Source organism: Paractinoplanes ovalisporus (assembly GCF_016834655.1).
GTDB classification, from domain to species: Bacteria; Actinomycetota; Actinomycetes; order Mycobacteriales; family Micromonosporaceae; genus Actinoplanes; species Actinoplanes ovalisporus.
On the sequence record NZ_JAENHP010000002.1, the window covers coordinates 369,259 to 387,996 of the forward strand.

Annotated in this window: 19 protein-coding genes; 11 read left to right on the forward strand and 8 right to left on the reverse strand. The window is 71.3% G+C overall.

Annotated features, from left to right (window positions below):
• Positions 1 to 52 precede the first annotated feature (52 nt).
• From JIG36_RS07700 to JIG36_RS07715, 4 genes are read left to right on the forward strand one after another with little or no spacing between them, the layout of a single operon-like run.
• Positions 53 to 541 (forward strand): DUF6174 domain-containing protein, encoded by a 489-nt coding sequence (locus tag JIG36_RS07700; RefSeq protein WP_307872608.1) that lies wholly within the window; start codon positions 53 to 55, stop codon positions 539 to 541.
• Positions 542 to 591: 50 nt separating this feature from the next.
• The gene (locus JIG36_RS07705) at positions 592 to 1,170 is read left to right on the forward strand and encodes a hypothetical protein (RefSeq protein WP_203375343.1); all 579 of its coding nucleotides are present in this window, start codon (positions 592 to 594) and stop codon (positions 1,168 to 1,170) included.
• The gene (locus tag JIG36_RS07710; protein ID WP_203375344.1) at positions 1,170 to 3,386 is read left to right on the forward strand and encodes an RCC1 domain-containing protein; all 2,217 of its coding nucleotides are present in this window, start codon (positions 1,170 to 1,172) and stop codon (positions 3,384 to 3,386) included. Before JIG36_RS07705 ends, JIG36_RS07710 begins: the two co-directional genes overlap by 1 nt.
• A 46-nt stretch (positions 3,387 to 3,432) precedes the next feature.
• The gene (locus JIG36_RS07715) at positions 3,433 to 4,314 is read left to right on the forward strand and encodes an SDR family NAD(P)-dependent oxidoreductase (protein ID WP_203375345.1); all 882 of its coding nucleotides are present in this window, start codon (positions 3,433 to 3,435) and stop codon (positions 4,312 to 4,314) included.
• On the opposite strand, the gene JIG36_RS07720 is transcribed toward JIG36_RS07715, so the two are convergent.
• The 5 genes from JIG36_RS07720 to JIG36_RS07740 are packed head-to-tail and all read right to left on the reverse strand — an operon-like array spanning position 4,265 to position 7,995.
• Positions 4,265 to 4,648 carry an MmcQ/YjbR family DNA-binding protein gene (locus JIG36_RS07720; RefSeq protein ID WP_203375794.1) on the reverse strand — a complete coding sequence of 128 codons (384 nt, stop codon included), beginning with the start codon at positions 4,646 to 4,648 and terminating at the stop codon, positions 4,265 to 4,267. The two genes, JIG36_RS07715 and JIG36_RS07720, sit on opposite strands and share 50 nt — an antisense overlap.
• A 22-nt stretch (positions 4,649 to 4,670) precedes the next feature.
• Positions 4,671 to 5,504 (reverse strand): HAD-IIA family hydrolase, encoded by an 834-nt coding sequence (locus JIG36_RS07725; protein ID WP_438870712.1) that lies wholly within the window; start codon positions 5,502 to 5,504, stop codon positions 4,671 to 4,673.
• Complete coding sequence (locus JIG36_RS07730; RefSeq protein WP_203375347.1) at positions 5,450 to 6,475, reverse strand: ferrochelatase; 1,026 nt, start codon at positions 6,473 to 6,475, stop codon at positions 5,450 to 5,452. The genes JIG36_RS07725 and JIG36_RS07730 overlap by 55 nt, the downstream gene beginning before the upstream one ends.
• Positions 6,476 to 6,495: 20 nt before the next feature.
• The gene (fabI, locus tag JIG36_RS07735) at positions 6,496 to 7,263 is read right to left on the reverse strand and encodes an enoyl-ACP reductase FabI (RefSeq protein WP_203375348.1); all 768 of its coding nucleotides are present in this window, start codon (positions 7,261 to 7,263) and stop codon (positions 6,496 to 6,498) included.
• Positions 7,264 to 7,290: 27 nt separating this feature from the next.
• Positions 7,291 to 7,995: a beta-ketoacyl-ACP reductase gene (locus tag JIG36_RS07740; RefSeq protein ID WP_203375349.1), complete on the reverse strand. Its 705-nt coding sequence runs from the start codon at positions 7,993 to 7,995 to the stop codon at positions 7,291 to 7,293.
• An 87-nt stretch (positions 7,996 to 8,082) separates the two neighbouring features.
• Between JIG36_RS07740 and JIG36_RS51635 the strand changes: the two genes are divergently transcribed.
• The 4 genes from JIG36_RS51635 (at position 8,083) to JIG36_RS07760 (ending at position 12,760) form a co-directional block, all read left to right on the forward strand.
• Positions 8,083 to 9,456, forward strand: coding sequence for a sensor histidine kinase (locus tag JIG36_RS51635; RefSeq protein WP_307872609.1), 1,374 nt, complete (start codon positions 8,083 to 8,085; stop codon positions 9,454 to 9,456).
• On the forward strand, positions 9,453 to 10,109 hold the full coding sequence (locus JIG36_RS07750; RefSeq protein WP_203375350.1) for a response regulator: 657 nt from the start codon (positions 9,453 to 9,455) through the stop codon (positions 10,107 to 10,109). Before JIG36_RS51635 ends, JIG36_RS07750 begins: the two co-directional genes overlap by 4 nt.
• 86 nt (positions 10,110 to 10,195) lie before the next feature.
• Positions 10,196 to 11,476, forward strand: a complete 1,281-nt coding sequence (locus tag JIG36_RS07755) for an HNH endonuclease signature motif containing protein (protein WP_203375351.1) — start codon at positions 10,196 to 10,198, stop codon at positions 11,474 to 11,476.
• 267 nt (positions 11,477 to 11,743) lie between these two features.
• Complete coding sequence (locus tag JIG36_RS07760) at positions 11,744 to 12,760, forward strand: alpha/beta hydrolase (RefSeq protein WP_236046119.1); 1,017 nt, start codon at positions 11,744 to 11,746, stop codon at positions 12,758 to 12,760.
• A 546-nt stretch (positions 12,761 to 13,306) separates the two neighbouring features.
• Here JIG36_RS07760 and JIG36_RS07765 read toward each other — a convergent pair.
• The 3 genes from JIG36_RS07765 to JIG36_RS07775 are packed head-to-tail and all read right to left on the reverse strand — an operon-like array spanning position 13,307 to position 16,352.
• Complete coding sequence (locus JIG36_RS07765; RefSeq protein WP_203375352.1) at positions 13,307 to 14,257, reverse strand: 26S proteasome regulatory subunit RPN10; 951 nt, start codon at positions 14,255 to 14,257, stop codon at positions 13,307 to 13,309.
• Positions 14,254 to 15,252 (reverse strand): DUF58 domain-containing protein, encoded by a 999-nt coding sequence (locus JIG36_RS07770; protein WP_203375353.1) that lies wholly within the window; start codon positions 15,250 to 15,252, stop codon positions 14,254 to 14,256. The genes JIG36_RS07765 and JIG36_RS07770 overlap by 4 nt, the downstream gene beginning before the upstream one ends.
• Complete coding sequence (locus JIG36_RS07775) at positions 15,234 to 16,352, reverse strand: AAA family ATPase (protein WP_203375354.1); 1,119 nt, start codon at positions 16,350 to 16,352, stop codon at positions 15,234 to 15,236. The genes JIG36_RS07770 and JIG36_RS07775 overlap by 19 nt, the downstream gene beginning before the upstream one ends.
• A 256-nt stretch (positions 16,353 to 16,608) precedes the next feature.
• Here JIG36_RS07775 and JIG36_RS07780 point away from each other — a divergent pair, with 256 nt between their 5' ends.
• The 3 genes from JIG36_RS07780 to JIG36_RS07790 are packed head-to-tail and all read left to right on the forward strand — an operon-like array spanning position 16,609 to position 18,728.
• Positions 16,609 to 16,848 carry a hypothetical protein gene (locus JIG36_RS07780; RefSeq protein ID WP_203375355.1) on the forward strand — a complete coding sequence of 80 codons (240 nt, stop codon included), beginning with the start codon at positions 16,609 to 16,611 and terminating at the stop codon, positions 16,846 to 16,848.
• Positions 16,849 to 16,857: 9 nt separating this feature from the next.
• The gene (locus JIG36_RS07785; protein WP_203375356.1) at positions 16,858 to 17,352 is read left to right on the forward strand and encodes a PH domain-containing protein; all 495 of its coding nucleotides are present in this window, start codon (positions 16,858 to 16,860) and stop codon (positions 17,350 to 17,352) included.
• The gene (locus tag JIG36_RS07790; protein ID WP_203375357.1) at positions 17,349 to 18,728 is read left to right on the forward strand and encodes a PH domain-containing protein; all 1,380 of its coding nucleotides are present in this window, start codon (positions 17,349 to 17,351) and stop codon (positions 18,726 to 18,728) included. Before JIG36_RS07785 ends, JIG36_RS07790 begins: the two co-directional genes overlap by 4 nt.
• The last annotated feature ends 10 nt before the right edge of the window (positions 18,729 to 18,738 follow it).

Consider the following 18,738-nt stretch of genomic DNA (forward strand, 5'->3'; position numbering starts at 1 on the left):
CAGGTCGAACGGGCCCGGCCGCGGATCGACAGGGTGCGCTAAATTTTTCCGCGTGCTGCTCCGAAAGCTTCCCTGGGCCCTGGCTGTGACGTCGGCGCTGGTGGCACTGGCTGCCGGATGCACGTCGTCCGACCCGTCGCCGGCCCCGACCGCGTCCGCTGCTGGTTCGCCGCCGGCGTGGACCGAGCCCGGGTCGTACTCGTACGTGCTCACCCGGGGCTGTGACGACGCCAAGCCGCTCGGCCGTTACCAGGTGACGGTCGCCGCCGGAGCGGTCTCGGCGACCGACCGGCTCGACGCCTCCTCGGTGACCCCGTCCGCGAACTCCGACGAAGACCTGGGGCCGGTCACCGGCGACACCGGCGAGGAGATCGAGGCGTTCACGCTGAAGGAGCTGATCGAGATGGCGCAGACCGCCACCGACGACGGCGCCGAGGTCTCCACCACGTACGACACCTCCGACGGCCACCCGACCAGGGTGAGCATCGACGTCGGCGACGGACCCGAGTGCTGGAACGTCGCCGACTACAAGGTGTCGTAATTAGGGCGTTTTCGCCTAAAATCGTGGGCTGAGGTGCCGATCGGTCAGATGTGGGAAGCCGCCGCGTCAAGGCCTGTCTTGTCGTCGGCACCATGCTCGGCGGACTGGTCGCCGGCGGCGCCGCCTGGTCCGCCTTCGCCGGAAGCACCAGCAACCCCGGCAACCAGTACGCCGCCGGGTCGGTGATCCTCAAGGACAACGCCGCCGGTCAGAGCATGTTCAGCGTGTCGGCGCTGCGGCCCGGCACCGCGCCCAGCCGGTGCGTGCGGGTCACCTACGAGGGCACCCTGAGCGCCGGCGTCAAGCTGTTCGGCGCCACCACCGGCGGCACCGGCCTCGAGAACTACCTCATGCTGTCGGTGACCCGGGGCAGCGGAGTGACCGGCGCCTTTCCTGCCTGCACCGGCTTCACCCCGGACGCCACCGACTACAACCTGCTCGGACCGGGCGTTCTCTACAGCGGGACGCTGTCCGGCTACCCGACCACCTTGGCCACCGGTCTCACCGACCCCACCAGCAGCTGGAGCACCAATGAGGCGCACTGGTACCAGCTGACCATCGACGTGCTGGACCCGCCGGCGGCGCTCGGCACGACGGTGACGCAGACCTTCAGCTGGGATGCGCGCTGATGGAGTCCCGCCCGCGGCGGGCGCTGGCGGCCGCCGTCGCCGTGGTGGTGGTCCTGGCCTGGTTCGTCGCGCCCGCCCAGGCCGTCTTCACCTCGACCATCTCCAATACCGGGAACACGGCCGCCGCCGACACCGACTTCACGATCAACGGCGGCCTCTACATCTGGGGTGACAACGGCGGCATCCAGGTCACCCCGACCCAGATCGGCACCGACACCACCTGGACGTCGGTCACGGTCGGCGACCGCATGGCCTGCGGCATCTCGGCCGGCAAGCTCTACTGCCTGGGCGGCGGCAACAGCAGCGGGCAGCAGGGCGTCAACGACACCTCGGCCCACTACACACCCCAGCCGGTCGGCACGGCCGATTGGCTCAGCGTCGCCGCCGGCTCCAACCACACCTGCGGCATCCAGGCGGACAACAGCCTGTGGTGCTGGGGCGCCAACGGCTCCGGGCAGCTCGCGCAGCCCACGACCACCACCTCGTCCCGCGTGCCGCTGCCGGTGACCTTCCCCGGAACCACCGGCTGGGCTTCGGTGTCGGCCGGAACCAACTTCACCTGCGCGACCCGTACGGACGGAAGCCTCTATTGCTGGGGAGCGAACTCGGCCGGTCAGCTCGGCATCGGCCTCACCGTGCCCACCTCGTCCGCCGTCCCGTTGCCGGTCGCGGGCAGCGGGTGGACCTCGGTCGCGCTGGGCTGGCAGCACGCCTGCGGCCTGCAGGGCACAGCCCTGTCCTGCTGGGGTGACGGCGGCGCCAACCGGCTCGGGCAGTCCGACAGCACCTCGTACCCCTCGCCGAAATCGGTCACCGGCACCTGGGCGAGCGTCACGCTCGGGGCCGACCACACCTGCGGCATCAACACTGGCGGCCAGCTCTACTGCTGGGGAGCCGGAGGATCGGGACGACTGGGACGCGGCAACGCCAACAGCAGCACCAACGGGCCCGTGCTCATCGGCGCGGCCACCACCTGGCGGTCGGTCTCGGCCGGCCAGTACCACTCGTGCGGCACGCAGACCGACAACTCGCTCTACTGCTGGGGCGCCAACACGTACGGGCAGGTCGGCGATGGCACCGTCACCGACCAGGTCTCGCCGGTCAAGGTCGGCGCCTCGGCCTGGTCGGCCGGGGCGCCCGGCGAACTGGCCAGCCTCTCGTGCGCGATCCGCACCGACGGGACGCTGTGGTGCTGGGGCAACACCGGGCTGCCCTATTTCACGCCCTCGCGGGTCGACGCCGGCACCACGTGGCACCAGGCCGCGGTCGGTGACCAGTTCGTCTGCGGCATCAAGGACGCGGGCGCCCTGTACTGCTTCGGCCAGCAGAACGCCGGGCGGCTCGGCGCCGGCGACAACACCAACCACTTCCTGCCCACCCCGGTCACCACCAGCGCCGGCACGGCGTTCCGCCAGGTGACCGTGGGCAGCTACCACGGCTGCGCGGTCGGCACCGACACCACGCTGTGGTGCTGGGGGTCGGCCACCTACGGGCAGACCGGGCAGGGCGACAACACCCAGCGGAACAGCCCGGTGCAGATCATGAACCCGGCCACCGGCTGGACCGGCGTGTCGGCCGGTTCCCTGTTCACCTGCGGCGTCCGGTCCGACACCACCATGTACTGCTGGGGCCAGAACGCCTTCAGCCAGATCGGCCTGGGCGCGTCGAGCACCCCGGTGACCACCCCGACCGCGGTGACCACGACCGGATGGGTCCAGGTCAGTGCCGGCTTCCAGCACGCCTGCGCGCTGCGCACGGACACGAAGGTCTACTGCTGGGGCAGCGACGGCAGCGGCCGGCTCGGCGGGGGCGGCGGCGCGCCGCAGGCCCTCTCACCGACCGCGGTGCAGGGCACCGGCGGCTACATGTCGGTCGGTCTGGGCGCCGACCACAGCTGCGCCCTCAAGAGCAACGGCACCCTGTGGTGCTGGGGGACAGGCTGGAACGGCCGCCTCGGCAACGGCCTCACCACCGACAAATACGTGCCCACGCAGGCGCTCGGTTCCAGCGCGTGGCGCAAGGTGAGCGGCGGCAAACCGTCCACCTGCGGGGTCCGCAACGACAACTCCGTGTGGTGCTGGGGCTCGAACGCCCTGGGCCAGCTCGGCCTCGGCACCGCCTACGGCGACCAGACGACACCCGTACGGCTCAGCCTCACCGGTCGCCCGGTGACCGGCGGACCGGCCTCGAACATGGGCGCCCTGATCGCCTACTGATCACGGCTTGACTTCGAGCGCGCTCGAAGCCCTACCGTGCGGTGCCATGACCGCTCCTACCGCCGGTGACGTGCTCTCCGGAATCGACCTGACCGGCAAGACCGCCGTGGTGACCGGCGGCGCCTCGGGCATCGGACGGGCCGCCGCCCGGGCCCTCGCCGCCGCCGGTGCCCACGTGATCGTGCCCGCGCGCCGCCCCGATCCCGGCGGCGAGTTCGACACCCGCCCGATGGACCTCACCGACCTCGGTTCGGTCCGCGACTTCGCCGCCACCGTCGGCCGGGCCGACATCGTGATCGGCGGGGCCGGCGTGATGGCCTGCCCCGAGACGCGCGTCGGGCCGGGCTGGGAGGCGCAGTTCGCGACCAACCATCTGGGCCACTACGCGCTGGTCATGCACCTGTGGCCCGCGCTGCGGGCGGCCGGGGACGCGCGGGTCGTGATGATCGGTTCGGGTCGGGCGCCCGGGGACCGGATGCGCTGGGACGACGTGCACTTCACCCGCGGCTATGACAAGTGGGCCGCCTACGGGCAGTCGAAGCTGGCCAACGTGCTCTTCGCCTACCAGCTGGACCGGCTGGGCGCGCCCTTCGGCGTACGGGCGTTCTCGGCCAGTCCCGGCTGGGTGCTGACCCCGCTGCAACGCCACCTCACCACCGCCGAGATGGTCGACGCGGGCTGGATCGACGAGACCGGCAACCCCGTCCCCGGCCTCTTCCAGACCCCCGAACAGGGCGCCGCGACCCCGGTGTGGGCTGCGGTGACGCCGGTGACCCGGGGCGGCGCCTACTGCCGGGACTGCGAGCTGACCGAGGAATATCCGACCGACGCGCCCGAGGCGGCCCGGCTGTGGGACCTCTCGGCCGAGCTGACCGGCCTCACGCTTCCCGGGCGTCCAGACGCGCCACCCGCCGCGGACCGGCCGTGAGGCGGTAACTGGCGTCGAGCAGCTCGGTGATCTCGGCCCAGTCGGTGCCGGCGGTCAGCTGGATGCCGAGCCAGCCCGACGGCGCGAGATAGGCCGGCCGGTAGCAGCGCGGGTCGCCGGCCATCGCGTCGCGTTCGTCGGGCTCGAGCAGCACCACCAGCGAGTCGTCGTGGCGCACGTACTCCCCGTCGACCTTGATGCTGCCGCCGTAATAGGCGAACACCTTGGTCGTGAAGAACGCGGGATGCCCGTGCGAGATCTTCTCCGCCGCGTCGGGAAAGGCCAGGGCGATTTCCCGTACGCGGTGAAGAAGCGGATTCGCCTCGTCGAACATGACGGGGTGCCCCACGGCAGGCTCAGATCTCGTCGATCAGGTCGGCCACCGAGTTGACGATGCGGGACGGGCGGAACGGGTAGCGGTCCGCCTCCTCGCGCGTGCTGATGCCGGTCAGCACCAGGATCGTCTCGAGGCCGGCCTCCAGCCCGCACAGCACGTCGGTGTCCATCCGGTCGCCGATCATGGCGGTGGACTCGCTGTGGGCCTCGATCGTGTTCAGCGCCGAGCGCATCATCATCGGGTTCGGCTTGCCCACGAAGTACGGGTCGACGCCGGTCGCCTTGGAGATCATGGCGGCGACCGACCCCGCGGCCGGCAGCGCGCCCTCGTTGGACGGGCCGGTCGCGTCGGGGTTCGTACAGATGAACTTGGCGCCGCCGTCGATCAGCCGGATCGCCTTGGTTATCGCCTCGAAGCTGTAGGTGCGGGTCTCGCCCAGCACCACGTAGTCGGGGTCGAACTCGGTCAGCACATAACCCGCCGCGTGCATGGCGGTGGTCAGGCCGGCCTCGCCGATCACGTACGCCGTGCCGCCGGGCCGCTGGTCGGCCAGGAACTGGGCGGTGGCCAGGGCCGCCGTCCAGATCGACTGCTCGGGCACGTCGAAACCCATGCGGTTGAGCCGGGCCTGCAGGTCGCGCGGCGTGTAGATCGAGTTGTTGGTCAGGATCAGGAAGGGCTTGCCGGACGTCTTCATCCGGTTCACGAACTCGGGCGCGCCCGGAACCGGCACACCCTCGTGGACGAGCACGCCGTCCATGTCGGTGAGCCAGCTCTCGATGGCCTTGCGCTCAGTCATCAGGCTCCTCGTCGCTGTGGGGGTGGGCAGCAGTTGACCGGGCAGTCGTCCCAGACCGGGAGCGTACCGAGCCGCTGCTGCGGGACGCTGTCGGTCCGCTCACGTACGAGGTCCTTGATCATGGAGACGAAGCGCGGGTCGGTGCCCGGGGTCGCGGCGCGGGCGTATCCCAGGCCCAGTCGTTTGGCCGTGTCAGCAGCCTCGTTGTCGAGATCCCAGATCACCTCGAGGTGGTCGGAGACGAACCCGATCGGGCTCACTACGACGTCGGTCACTCCTTGCTCGGCCAAGGCCTCGAGGTGGTCGTTGACGTCGGGTTCCAGCCACGGCACCTGCGGCGGGCCGGACCGGCTCTGCCACACCAGGTCCCAGCTCAGGCCGGGCGCGGCGGCGGCGTGCACCAGACGAGCCGTCTCGAGGAGCTGGGCTTCGTAGCGGCCGCCGTCCGGGCCCGCGGTCTTCGCCATCGACACCGGGATGGAGTGGGCGGTGAACACCAGGCGCGTGGTGGCGCGACGGCCCTTGTCGAGGGTCGCGAGCGACGACCGTACGGCCTCGGCATGGGGTTCGACAAAACCGGGATGGTCCCAGAACTGGCGCAGCTTGGAGATCACCGGCGCACCCGGGCCGACCTTGGCCCGGGCGGCCGCGATGTCCTCCCAGTACTGCTTGCACGACGAATATCCGCCGTACGCGCTGGTGGCGAACCCCAGCGCATGCTTGATGCCGTCGTCGCGCATCTGCGCCACGGTGTCGGCCAGCATCGGATGCCAGTTCCGGTTACCCCAGTACGCCGGCAGGCCGATCCCGGCCCCCGCGAACTCGGTGCGGACGGCGGCGAGGAGGTCCCGGCACTGCTGGTTGATCGGCGAGACCCCACCGAAGTGGTAGTAGTGCTCGGCCACCTCGGCCAGGCGCTCGTCCGGAACTCCCCGCCCCCGCACCACGTTGCGCAGGAACGGCATCACGTCATCGGGCTTCTCGGGCCCGCCGAAGGACAGCAGGACGAAGGCGTCGTAAACCACCCGTCCACTATTCCACCGGGTCAGGCACCCAGCGCGTGGTAGCCCCCGTCGACGTGCACAACCTCACCCGTAGTAGCCGGGAACCAGTCCGACAGCAGGGCGCAGATGGCCTTGCCGGCGGCCGACGTGTCGTGCAGGTCCCAGCCCAGCGGCGCCCGGTTCGCCCACGCGTCCTCGAACTGCTCGAAACCGGGGATCGACTTGGCCGCCATCGTGCGCAGCGGGCCGGCCGACACCAGGTTGCTGCGGATGCCCTGCTGGCCCAGGTGCAGCGCCAGGTAGCGGTTGGCCGACTCCAGGCCCGCCTTGGCCACGCCCATCCAGTCGTAGACCGGCCACGCCTTGGTCGCGTCGAACGTGAGGCCGACCACGCTGCCACCCGACTGCATCAGCGGCAGGCAGGCCACGGCGAGCGACTTGTACGAATACGTGGAGACGTGCAGCGCCTTGGCCACGTCCTCCCACTGCGCGTTGAGGAACTCGCCGCCCAGCACACTCTGCGGCCCGAAGGCGATCGAGTGCAGCACCCCGTCGAGCCCGTCCACGTGCTCCCGCACCTTGTCCGGCAGCGCGGCCAGGTGCTCCGCGTCGGTCACGTCGAGCTCGATCACCGGCGGCGGCTCGGGCAGCCGCTTCGCGATCCGCTCGACCAGCGACATCCGGCCGAAACCGGTCAGCACCACGGTCGCCCCGTTCTCCTGGGCGATCTTGGCCGCCGAGAACGCGATCGAGGCGTCGGTGATCACGCCGGTGATGAGCAGCCGTTTGCCGGCCAGCAATCCAGACACAGTGGTTTTGCTCCTCTTATCGGAAATTCAGTGGCCCATGCCGAGGCCGCCGTCGACCGGGATGACCGCGCCGTTGATGTACGCCGCGGCGTCGCTCGCCACGAACGTCACCACGGCCGCCACCTCGTCCGCACTGGCGAGCCGGCCCGCCGGAACCGCCTTGATGATCTCCGCCTGACGGGCCTCGGACAAGACCGCTGTCATCTCCGTCTCGATGAACCCGGGCGCCACCACGTTCGCCGTGATGTTGCGGCTGCCCAGCTCACGGGTAATGCTGCGGGCCATGCCGACCAGACCCGCCTTGCTCGCCGCGTAGTTCACCTGACCGGGGCCGCCATAGAGCCCGACCACCGACGAGATGTAGATGATCCGGCCCCACTTGGCCCGCAGCATCTTCGAACTGGCCCGCTTGGAGACCCGGAACGAGCCCTTCAGGTTCGTGTCGACGACCCGCTCGAACTGCTCCTCGCTCATCCGCAGCAGCAGCGTGTCGTCGGTGATGCCGGCGTTCGCGACCAGCACCTCGACCGGCCCGAGCTCCTTCTCGATCTCGGTGAACGCGGCGTCGACCTGCGCCGGGTCGGTGATGTCGCACTGCACCCCGAACAGGCCCTCGGGGGCGCCGCTGCCCCGGTGCGTGACCGCGACCCGGTCGCCCTGCTCGGCGAACGCCCGCGCGATGGCGAGGCCGATGCCCCGGTTGCCGCCTGTCACCAGTACCGTGCGCGCCACGACCTTCGCTCCTCATACCCAGGTAGGGGGTGCCGGCTGGCACCACGGGGGCACGACGGCGGCGCAATACCGCCGTAACCTGCCGGGGTGGAGACTATCGGCCCGGTGACCCGGCGCAATGCCACGGGGCCGCTCCGACGCCTGTTGTGGTCACGCGAGAAGGCCCGGCCCGCACCGCAGGGGCGTTTCTGGACATACGCGCTGCCCCTCGGCCTGCTCGCGCTGACCGGTCTGGGGTTCGCGGCCGGCGCCGCCCTGGAGGACCGCAAGCTCGACCAGCTCTGGGTCGTGATCATCGCGGTCGGTTCGGTGCTGCCGGTCGTGATCACCCTCCGCATGCCGATCGTCGCGTGGCGGGTCGGGTTCCTGATGCTCTTCCTCGGCTCGATCCAGGCCGACCCCCTGGAGTCCTGGCCGTGGAACACCGTCCAGCTCCTCGGCTTCCTCGTCGTGATCGGCCGGCTGGCGATCGCCGAGTACTCGGCCCTGACGATCTGGGCCGTCGCGCTCAGCCTGGTCCCGGTGTTCGTCTACTCCCCGTACGCGAACGCCTGGGGTGCCGCCGTCCTGCTGGTGGCCATCGCCGCGCTCGGCGACATCCTTTCGAGACGACGCCGTACGCGCGACCTGCTCGCCGAGAAGGAGGAGCTGACCGAGCTCGAGCGGGCCAAACGGGCCGTACTGGAGGAAAGGACCCGGATCGCCCGCGAGATGCACGACGTGGTCGCCCACCACATGTCGATGATCGCCGTACGGGCCGAGACCGCGCCCTACCGGGTGGGCGAGCTGTCCGACCCGGCCAAGGAGGAGCTGGCGTCGATCGCCGGCTCGGCCCGCGAAGCCCTGACCGAGATGCGGCGGCTGCTCGGGGTGCTGCGCTCCGAGAGTGAGGCGGAGGCGCCGCTCGCCCCACAGCCCGGCCTGGCCGAGATCGACGACCTGGTCGCCGGTGCGAGGGCGGCCGGCGTGGACGTCACATACACCAGAACGGGCGCTCCGGCCGACCCTGTGGACAACTTCGCCGCCGACGCCGACCCTGTGGACAACCCAAATCAAGATCAGCCCAAAACCGATAGGGTCCCCACCCTGGGTGGGGGCGCTTCTTCGGGTGCTGGTGCTTCTTCGGGGGCGGGCGCTTCTTCGGGTGCTGGTGCTTCTTCGGGGGCGGGCGCTTCTTCGGGGGCGCAGCTGGCGGCGTACCGGATCGTGCAGGAAGCGCTGGCCAACGCGGCCCGTCACGCGCCCGGCGGCCCGGTGACCGTCGAAGCTCGCGGCTTCACCGACCGGCTGGAGCTCACCGTGCGCAACAAACTGACCGCCGCTCCCACGCCACCCAGCCCCGGTCACGGCCTGGCGGGCATGCGCGAGCGGGCCGAACTGCTCGGCGGCACGCTCTCCGCGGCGGCCGAGGACGACCATTTTGTCGTACGGGCAATTCTGCCTCTGGGGGAGCAGCAGTGATCAAAGTGCTGATCGCGGACGACCAGGCGATGGTGCGCGAGGGGTTCGGCGCCCTGCTCGCCGCGCAGCCCGACATGCTGGTCGTCGGCGACGCGGCCGACGGCGCCGCAGCCGTGGCCCAGGCCCGCGAGCTGCGCCCCGACGTGGTGCTGATGGACGTGCGCATGCCGGTCATGGACGGCCTGGAGGCCACCCGACGCCTCCAGGACTCCCCGGCCGGCGGGCCCAAGGTCCTCATCCTGACCACGTTCGACCTGGACGACTACGTCTACGCGGCGCTGCGGGCGGGTGCCAGCGGCTTCCTCCTCAAGGACGCTCCCGCCGCCGACCTGATCAACGCCGTACGGGTCGTGGCCGCCGGCGAAGCCCTACTCGCCCCCAAGGTCACCCGTCGCCTGATCGCCGAGTTCGCCGCCCGCCCGGTCAACGACCGTCCCAAACCGGCCGCGCTCAACGCCCTGACCTCGCGCGAGACCGACGTGCTGCTGCTGATTGCCCGCGGCCGCTCCAACCAGGAGATCGCCGAGGAACTGATCGTGGCCGAGCAGACGGTGAAGACCCACATCGGACGCATCCTGGCCAAGCTGAACCTGCGCGACCGGGCCCAGGCGGTCGTCTTCGCCTACGAGACCGGTCTCGTCATACCGTCCTGACGGCGGTTTGCAGATGGTGGAAGTCGATCTCCGGGCGTCTCTTGCCGGTTGGATTTCTGTCGTACGTATGTACGAAGATGCTGCGCATGTTGGCGGATCTGGTGCAGCTCGGGCAGGACGCGGCGAAGCTCGCCGCGGCCCCGCTGTGGCCGTTGGCCGACGACGAGATCACCGCCTGCCTGGGCGCGGCGCATCGGTTGGAGCAGACCGCGGCCGCGTTGCAGATGAGGCTGGTGCGGCACGCCGAGCTGCGGGGCGTGCCCGCCGCGGAAGGCCATCGCGACACCATCAGCTGGCTGCGAGCCCGCCTGCTGTCCGACCGGGGCCCAGCCCGTGAGCTGGCTGACCGCGCCACTGCCCTCGCCCGCCGGCCCGACGTCGAACAGGCCCTGATCGAGGGCCGCGCCGACGCCCGTCAGGCGATCGCGATCACGGACGCCCTCGACAACGTCGCGGAGGGCCTGGCCGAGCTCGACCAGACGACGACCGCCGAAGCCGCCGAAATCACCGAGCAGGCCACGGCCACGCTGATCGAGATGGCGGGCCGGCTGCCCGCCGTCCAACTGCGCCGGGTCGGCGAACGCATCCTCGACCACGTCGCCCCGCACCTTGCCGAGCGAGCCGAAGAGATCGCCCTGGCCCAGCAGGAAGCCCGCGCACACCGGGTCCGCGGATTCACACTGTCCGCGCCGGCCGCCGGCATCGTCCGCCTGTCCGGGTCGCTCGGCCTGGAAGACGCGGCCACCGTCCAAGCCGCTCTGCACGCGCTGTGCAGCCCGATCCCGGGCGACGAACAGCGACCCGCCCAGCGCCGAGCCGACGCGCTGGTCGAGGTGTGCAGGCTGGCGTTGCGCACCGGCGAGCTACCCGAGTCGGCCGGTGAGCCCGCGCAGGTGGCGGTGACGGTCGGGTTCGACCCGCTCACCCAGGCTTTGGGTGCGGCCACCACCGAGACCGGCGCGAGACTGTCGGCCGAGACGGCCCGCCGCCTGGCGTGCGACGCCCGGATCCTGCCGGCCGTGCTCGGCGGGGCCGGGCAGGTGCTCGACCTGGGCCGCAGCCAGCGCCTGGCCACCACTTCGCTGCGCCAGGCACTGACCCTGCGCGACCGCGGATGCGCCTTCCCCGACTGCGACCGCCCGCCCCGCTGGACCGACGCCCACCATGTCGTCTCGTGGACCGCCGGCGGCCCGACCAGCCTGGACAACCTCGTGCTGCTCTGCCGCCAGCACCACCGGCTGATGCACCACCCCACATCCGGCTGGCAGATCCACTCCGCGGCCGACGGTCGCCCCGTTTTCATCCCACCGCCGGCTGTCGACCCAACCCGCCGCCCACGCCGCAACCTGTTCCACCCGCGCAAGTAATTCTGACGGCAGCCAAAGGCGAATCATGCGTCTGCGCTCGCCCAGACTTTGTTGCTCACGACTGCGTTTGCCTACTCGGGCATGCGCGGCCGAACAACCGTCGCTCCTGCAACCGTCGCTCCTGCAACCGTCGCTCCTGCAACCGTCGCTCCTGCAACTGCCGCTTCGTTGCTCCTGCCGACCGAGCGGCTCATACCGGGGTAGCACTTGCTGGTTCGGTCTGTGGTGTGACGATTTGAGCGCCACCTCGGCCGGACGCTCCGGGGCATGCGAATCCTGCCGCTCGCCCTCGCCCTGACCAGTCTCATCGTTCTGACCGTGGCCGCCCCGGCCGCCGCTGGTCGGCCGTCCGAAGTGGGGGCTCGGCCGGCTGTCGTGCCTGCGCTGTCAAAGGGGGCGATCGCGCGCTCCACGTTGTCTGCAGGGCCGTTTCCGCGCTCCACGTTGTCCTCCGGCGGGCCGGTGCAGGCCACGGCCGTTTTCGGAGCGGCCTACCGAGACACGGCCGTGCGGATGCTGGCCGCCGGGTGCCCCTATGCCAACTGGGCCGCCCAGGGCCGCCACTTCCTGCAGTTCGACCCGGCCGGCGACGGGCGCGCGGTCGAGGTGCTCGGTGATCTCGGGTCGGCGGAGCGGGTCGCGATTCTGGTGCCGGGTGTGGACACCACGCTGGCCGACTTCGATCGGGGGCTCGGCGGAGTGCCGCGTCGCGCGCCGGGAGTGCAGGCGCGCAGCCTGTACGCGGCCGTGAGCAAGCGCGACCCGCACACGGCGGTTGTCGCGTGGCTCGGCTACGACCCGCCGGAGGGTGTCGGGGTGGCCGCCGCGACCGAGGGCCGGGCCCGGGACGGCGCGGCTGCGCTCACCGCTTTCGTGCGCGGCGTGCTGCGGCAGCGTCCGGGTGCGACGGTGACGTTGATCGGGCACAGCTACGGCTCGATCGTCGTCGGGCTGGCCGCGCAACGGCTGCCCGAGGTGGGCGACGTCGTGACGCTGGGCGCGCCCGGCATCGGGGTGGACCATGCCGGCGATCTCGGCGGGGCGCGGGTGTGGTCGGCGCTGGCGGCTACGGACTGGATCCGGCGGATCCCGCAGGTGCGGGTGTTCGGACTGGGGCTGGGCAAGCGGCCTACATCGCCCGGATTCGGGGCGACCGAGCTGCCCACCGAGGGGGTGGCGGGGCACGACTACTACCTCGTACCGGGAAGTGTGACCCTGAAGGCGGTAGGCGACATCGTCCTCTCGGGTGGTCCTGGCCACGGGGCGCCGGGGCGCGTTTCTTAAGCGGCGCTTAAGGGGTACAGTCCTCAGCGGTCCTGACGCCGATTCGACTTGCTGGAGGTGATCGCTGTGCGAGATAGCGATCCTCCTAGTCGTGGCCGGGCCGTCCGTCAGCGCGCCTGACCGCTGACACAGGACCTTTCTGCTCCGCATCCCCAAGGCACGCCTCTTGAAGGCGGGCCGGGCCAGTCGTGTGCGCCGCGACGCCGGATGCGTGGGTGCCGGCCGCGACGTGACGTGCGCTGACAACGCCAGTCACCGACCGGAAGAAGTCCCCCCCGATGAAGAAGATGATCGCGCCCCTGACGTTCACGTTCGCCGCCGTATACGTGGTCGTGCTTTTTGTGCTGGCCCACAGCACGCCGTGAGTGACCCGAGCTCGCAGCGCGCCGTGAGAGGCCCGAGCTCGCAGCACGTCGCGAAAGCCGAGCCCGCAGAGCGCCGTGGGGCCGAGTCCACAGCACGCCTTGGGGGCTGGCCCACCATGATGCCGGGAGCGTCGAAGCCCACAGCATGCGTACGGCTTACTCAGAACACCCCGTGAGGCGGCTAGGGCAGGCGTGACGTCCACAGCAGTGACAGACCGGCCGCCACCAGTCCCAGCAGCAACGCCAGCCCCGCATACCACTGCGTGACCTCGCGGGGCTCCACCCGGTGGCCGATCGAGCTGCCCATGTCCTCGTACACCTGCTTGAGCTCGCTCACCGAGGCCGCTTCGTAGAAGTAGCCCTTGGTGTTCTCGGCCAGCTGCTGCAGCGACAACCGGTCGACCGGCACCCGCTGCAGGGCGCCCCGGATGTCGACCACGCCGGTGTCGGTGCCGAACGCGATCGTCGAGACCGGCACGTTGGCCTGTGACGCCGCGGTGGCCGCGTCCTCGATCGAGCGGCCCGATGTGCGGTAGCCGTCGGAGAGCAGCACGATGCGGGCCGGGGGAGCGCCGTCGGCGCCGTCGGCCGGCACCGCCCGGATGGCGTCGAGCGACGTGAACACGGCCTCGCCGGTCGCGGTCGCCTCGGCCAGGGTCAGCCCGTCGATCGCCGAGTTGACCTGGGAGCGGTCCTTGGTCGGCGGCACCAGCACGTTGGCCGCCTTCGCGAACGACACCAGGCCCAGGTTGTACGTCGGTGGCAGCTCGTTGACGAACGCCTTGGCCGCTTCCTGGGCGGCCTCGATGCGGTTGGGGGCGACGTCGTCGGCCTCCATCGAGAGCGACACGTCGATGGCCAGCATCACCGTGGCCCGTTCGAGCGGCTCCTCCTTGTCGACCGAGGGCCGGGCCAGCGCCGTGCCCAGGGTCAGCAGCGACAGCAGGAACGCGGCCGCCGAGACGTGCCGGCGCCAGCCCAGGCCCTTGGGCGCGAGCGTGCGCAGCAGGTCGACGTTGGTGAAGCGCATCGCGTACTGCCGTTTGCGGAACTGCCGCCACGTGTACAGGCCGGCGAAGACCAGTACCGGGAGCACGGCGAGGAGCCACCACGGCTCCAGGAAACGGATCATCGGGTCGTCCCCCGGGTGCGTGCGTGTCGCTGGGCGGCCACGAAGCGGACCACGTCCAGCAGCCAGTCGGTGTCGGTGCGCAGGCGCAGGTGGGCGGCGCCGGCCGCGCGCAGGGCGCCGGCGATCGCGCCGCGCTGTTCGGCCGCCGCCTCGGCGTAGCGGCGGCGCAGCGCGGGGTCGGCGGTCTGCACCTCGTGCAGCGCGCCGGTCTCGGGGTCGGCCAGGGTGAGCACGCCGACGTCGGGCAGTTCCAGCTCGCGGGGGTCGACGACCTCGATCGCGAGCACGTCGTGCCGGACGGCGAGCTTGCGGACCGGGCGGGCCCAGCCGTCGACCGGGGCCATGAAGTCGGAGATGACGACGGCCACGCCACGGCGGCGCGGGGGCCGGTTGAGCATGTCGATCAGCGCGCCCAGGTCGGTGCGGCCGGGCCGGATGTGGGTGCCGGCGATCGCGCGGAGCAGGCCCTGCGCCTCCTTGCGGCCGGGGCGGGCGGGCATCCGTACGACGGACGGGGTGGCCGGTGTTTCCGGGGCGGGTTTGCGGCGGAAGCGGCCGGGGGAGCCGGCGGGAGCGGAGGACCCGGTGCCCACCACGGCGCCGATGCGGTTGCCGCCCCGTACGGTCAGGTGCGCCATCGCCGTGGCCGCGGCGAGCACCAGGTCGCGCTTGAGCATCGCCGCCGTGCCGAAGTCGAGGCTGGCGCTCAGGTCGATCGCCATCCAGGTCTCGAGTTCGCGGTCGGCGACCGTGCGGCGCACGTGCGGCAGCGTGGTGCGCGCGGTGACCGGCCAGTCCATGCGGCGCACGTCGTCGCCCGGCCGGTATTCGCGGGACTCGCCGGCTTCGCTGCCGGGGCCGGGCAGCAGGCCGACGTAGTCGCCCTGGAGCAGGCCGTCGAGTTTCCGGGTGACCAGAAGCTGCAGCCGGGAGAGGACGGCCTCGGCCCGGGTCGTGCCGGAGTCCGAGTCCGCGCTCAGTGCTGGGCCGGCCACGGGGCACCGTTCTGGAGCTGCGGCCCGCCGCTGACCGGCGCGGCCGGGTGGGTGCCGTTGGGCGAGGTGCCCTGCCGGGCCGCGACCGAGGGCAGCGGCACGCTCTGCATGATGCGGGCCACGATGTGGTCGGCCGGGATGTCGTCGGCCAGCGCGTCGTAGCTGAGCACCAGGCGGTGGCGCAGGATGTCGGGCGCGATGTCCTGCACGTCCTGCGGCAGCGCGTAGTCACGGCCGCGCAGCAGCGCCAGGGCCCGGGTCGCGCGGACGATGCCGAGCGAGGCGCGGGGGCTGGCGCCGTACTGGATGAGCTGGGCGACGTCGGGCATGCCGTGCTGGGCCGGGGCGCGGGTCGCGAGCACCAGCCGTACGGTGTAATCGACCAGCGCGTTGTGCACGAACACCTGGTCGGCCCGCCGCTGCAGGCCCAGCAGGTCTTCGGTGGTGAAGACCGTCTTGGGCTCGGGCGCGCTGACGCCCATCCGGTAGACGATCTCGCGCTCCTCGGCGTCGGTCGGGTAGCCGACCAGGATCTTCATGAGGAAGCGGTCGCGCTGGGCCTCGGGCAGCGGGTAGACGCCCTCCTGCTCGATCGGGTTCTGCGTCGCCATGACCAGGAACGGCGTGGGCACCTCGTGGCTCTGCCCGCCGATCGACACCTGGTGCTCGGCCATCACCTCGAGCAGCGCCGACTGCACCTTGGCCGGCGCCCGGTTGATCTCGTCGGCGAGCAGGAAGTTGACGAAGACCGGGCCCAGTTCGACGTCGAACTTCTCGCTCGACTGGCGGTAGATGCGGGTGCCGACGATGTCGGCCGGCACCAGGTCGGGCGTGAACTGCACGCGGGAGAAGCTGCCGCCGACGACCCGGGCCAGGGTCTCGACGGCGAGGGTCTTGGCCACGCCGGGGACGCCCTCGAGCAGGCAGTGCCCGCGCGCGAGCAGCGCCACGAACATGCGCTCGACCATCCTGTCCTGGCCGACGATCACCCGCTTGACCTCGAACATCGCGCGCTCGAGCTGCGAGGCGTCCTGGGCGGGCGGAACGGGCGCACCGCTACCGGACATCGTCTCGTTCTCGGGCGTGAGCGGCTGAGCCACCGGTCCTCCACAGCGGTCGAAAAGCAGTCTGCCGACGCTCAAGACTTACACGACCGACCTGAGAGCGTGTTCCTGGTGTCGCATTACGCGCCGGGGGGTGGCCTCGCCATGGCCCGGAGGTGTCGATCTTTCTGCGCGATGCGCCGGAACGGGCACCCACGCCGGGAGGATGCGCCACGCCTCGAAGCGTGTAACATTCTCCACGTCGCCGGGCGGCTTCCCCCGTGGTCGCCCGGCGCTCAATACTCTTGAGGGCATGGACGGCCCTTCTTACGCGCAGAGCTCCTTGGAACCCCAGTGCTCCTCCAAGGGATGCCGCGCGGAAGCCACTTGGCAGCTTCTGTGGAACAACCCCAAGCTGCACACCCCGGAATATCGGAAAACGTGGCTGGCCTGCGACGACCACCGTCCCACGCTCGGCCAGTTCCTCGACGTCCGCGGATTCCTGCGCGAAGTGACGCCCTTCGGTGCAGCGTCCGATGCGCCGATCTCGTAGGGTCGAAGCGTGACCGTCGACGCCCTGACTCCCTGGCCCGACACCGTGGATTGGCGCCCGGTCTCGCCCAAGCTGATCACTGTGGAACTCATCGTCCGCTGGAGCTGGGCGCTGATCCTGGTCGCCGGCCTGTGCGTCGGTCTCGTGCTGCAGGGCCACTGGCTGTGGCAGCTCGGCATCGCGCTGGTCGTGCTCAACTCGATCTGGCGCTCGTTCGTCACCGTGCGGGCCGTGCGCGCGTGGGGTTACGCCGAGCGCGATCAGGACCTTCTCGTCCGCCATGGTCTTCTCGTGCGGCGGCTCTCCATCGTCCCGTACGCGCGGATGCAGTTCGTCGATGTCACGGCGGGCCCCCTCGAACGGGCGTTCGGGCTGGCCACCGTGCAGCTGCACACCGCCGCGGCGGCCAGCGACGCGAGCATCCCCGGCCTGCCGCCGGCCGAGGCCTCTCGGCTGCGTGACCGGCTCACCGCTCTCGGCGAGGACCGGGCCGAGGGACTGTGACCGCCACCGAGCCCCCATCGACGGCCGTCGCGGAGCCGGAGCCCCGTCGCCGCCTGCATCCGCTGAGCCCGCTGCTGCACGGCGCCAAGAGCATCGCGGTGATCGTGGCGGCGCTGTCCTGGCAGACGCTGTCACAGGTCGGGCTGGAGCGGTTCGCGATCGTGGTGGCGATCATCGCGGTCGGGGTCGTGGTCTTCTCGATCGTCGGCTGGCTGACCACGGGCTACCAGGTGGTCGGGCGTGAGCTGCGCATCTCCGACGGCGTGATCTGGCGGCGCAACCGGGCCATCCCGCTCGAACGGCTGCAGGCGGTGGAGCTGCGGCGGCCCCTGCTGGCCCAGCTGACCGGGCTGGCCGAGCTGCGCCTCGAGGTGATCGGCGGGGGCAAGACCGAGGCGCCGCTGGCCTTCCTGACGGTCCGGGAGGCGGCCGCGCTTCGGGAGAGGCTGCTGCGGCTCGCCGGCCGTACGCGGGCCATGGAGGCGCAACCCACCGACCAGCCGGCGGCCGAGGCACCCGCCGTGCCCGCCCTCGAACGTCCGCTCCTGCGGGTCGACAACCGCGATCTGGTGGTCAGCCAGCTGCTCACCCCGCAGGCGTTCTTCCTGCCGGTCGGCGTGGCGTTCGTGGTGCTGCAGTTCGTGCTCGAGGGGTCGTGGACGTTCATCGGCATCGCCAGCACCGTGACCGCGATGGCCGGTGTGCTGCTGCAGCCGGTGCGGCGTGTGCTGCAGGACTGGGACTTCCGCCTGGCCCGTGACCCGGAGGGCCGGCTCGCCGTGCGCTACGGGCTGCTCGAGACGCGCAGCCAGGTCGTGCCGCTCAACCGGGTGCAGGCCGTCGGGGCCACCTGGCCGCTGCTGTGGCGCGGGCAGGGCTGGCTGCATCTGCGCCTCGACATCGCCGGATATGCGGGGGAGCCCGGCGACGCCAAACGCTCGGACCGCCTGCTGCCGGTGGGGGAGTTCGCCACCGCGCGGACGCTGGTCTGGGAGGTGCTGCCCGGCGTCGACCTGGCCGCGCTGGCCACCTCGCCGCCGCCGTCGCGGGCGCGGTGGCTCAACCCGGTCTCGCTGCGCTCGATGGGCGTGGGCCTGACTCCCGAGGTCTTCGTGACCCGGTGGGGCGTGCTCACCCGCGAGATGCATCTGGTCCCGTACGCGAGGTTGCAGAGCGTACGGGTCGTGCAGGGTCCCCTGCAGAGGCTGTTCGGGCTCGCCACCGTCTATGCCGACACCGCGCGCGGACGGGCCGGGCAGGCCAAGGACAGGGATCTCGCCGAGGCGTACGCGCTGGCGGCCGAGCTGGCTGTGCGGGCCCGCAACGCGCGGGGTCCCTCGGTTCAGCCCGTGTGGCAGACCCCTCAGCAGCTCTAAGCTCAGGGGC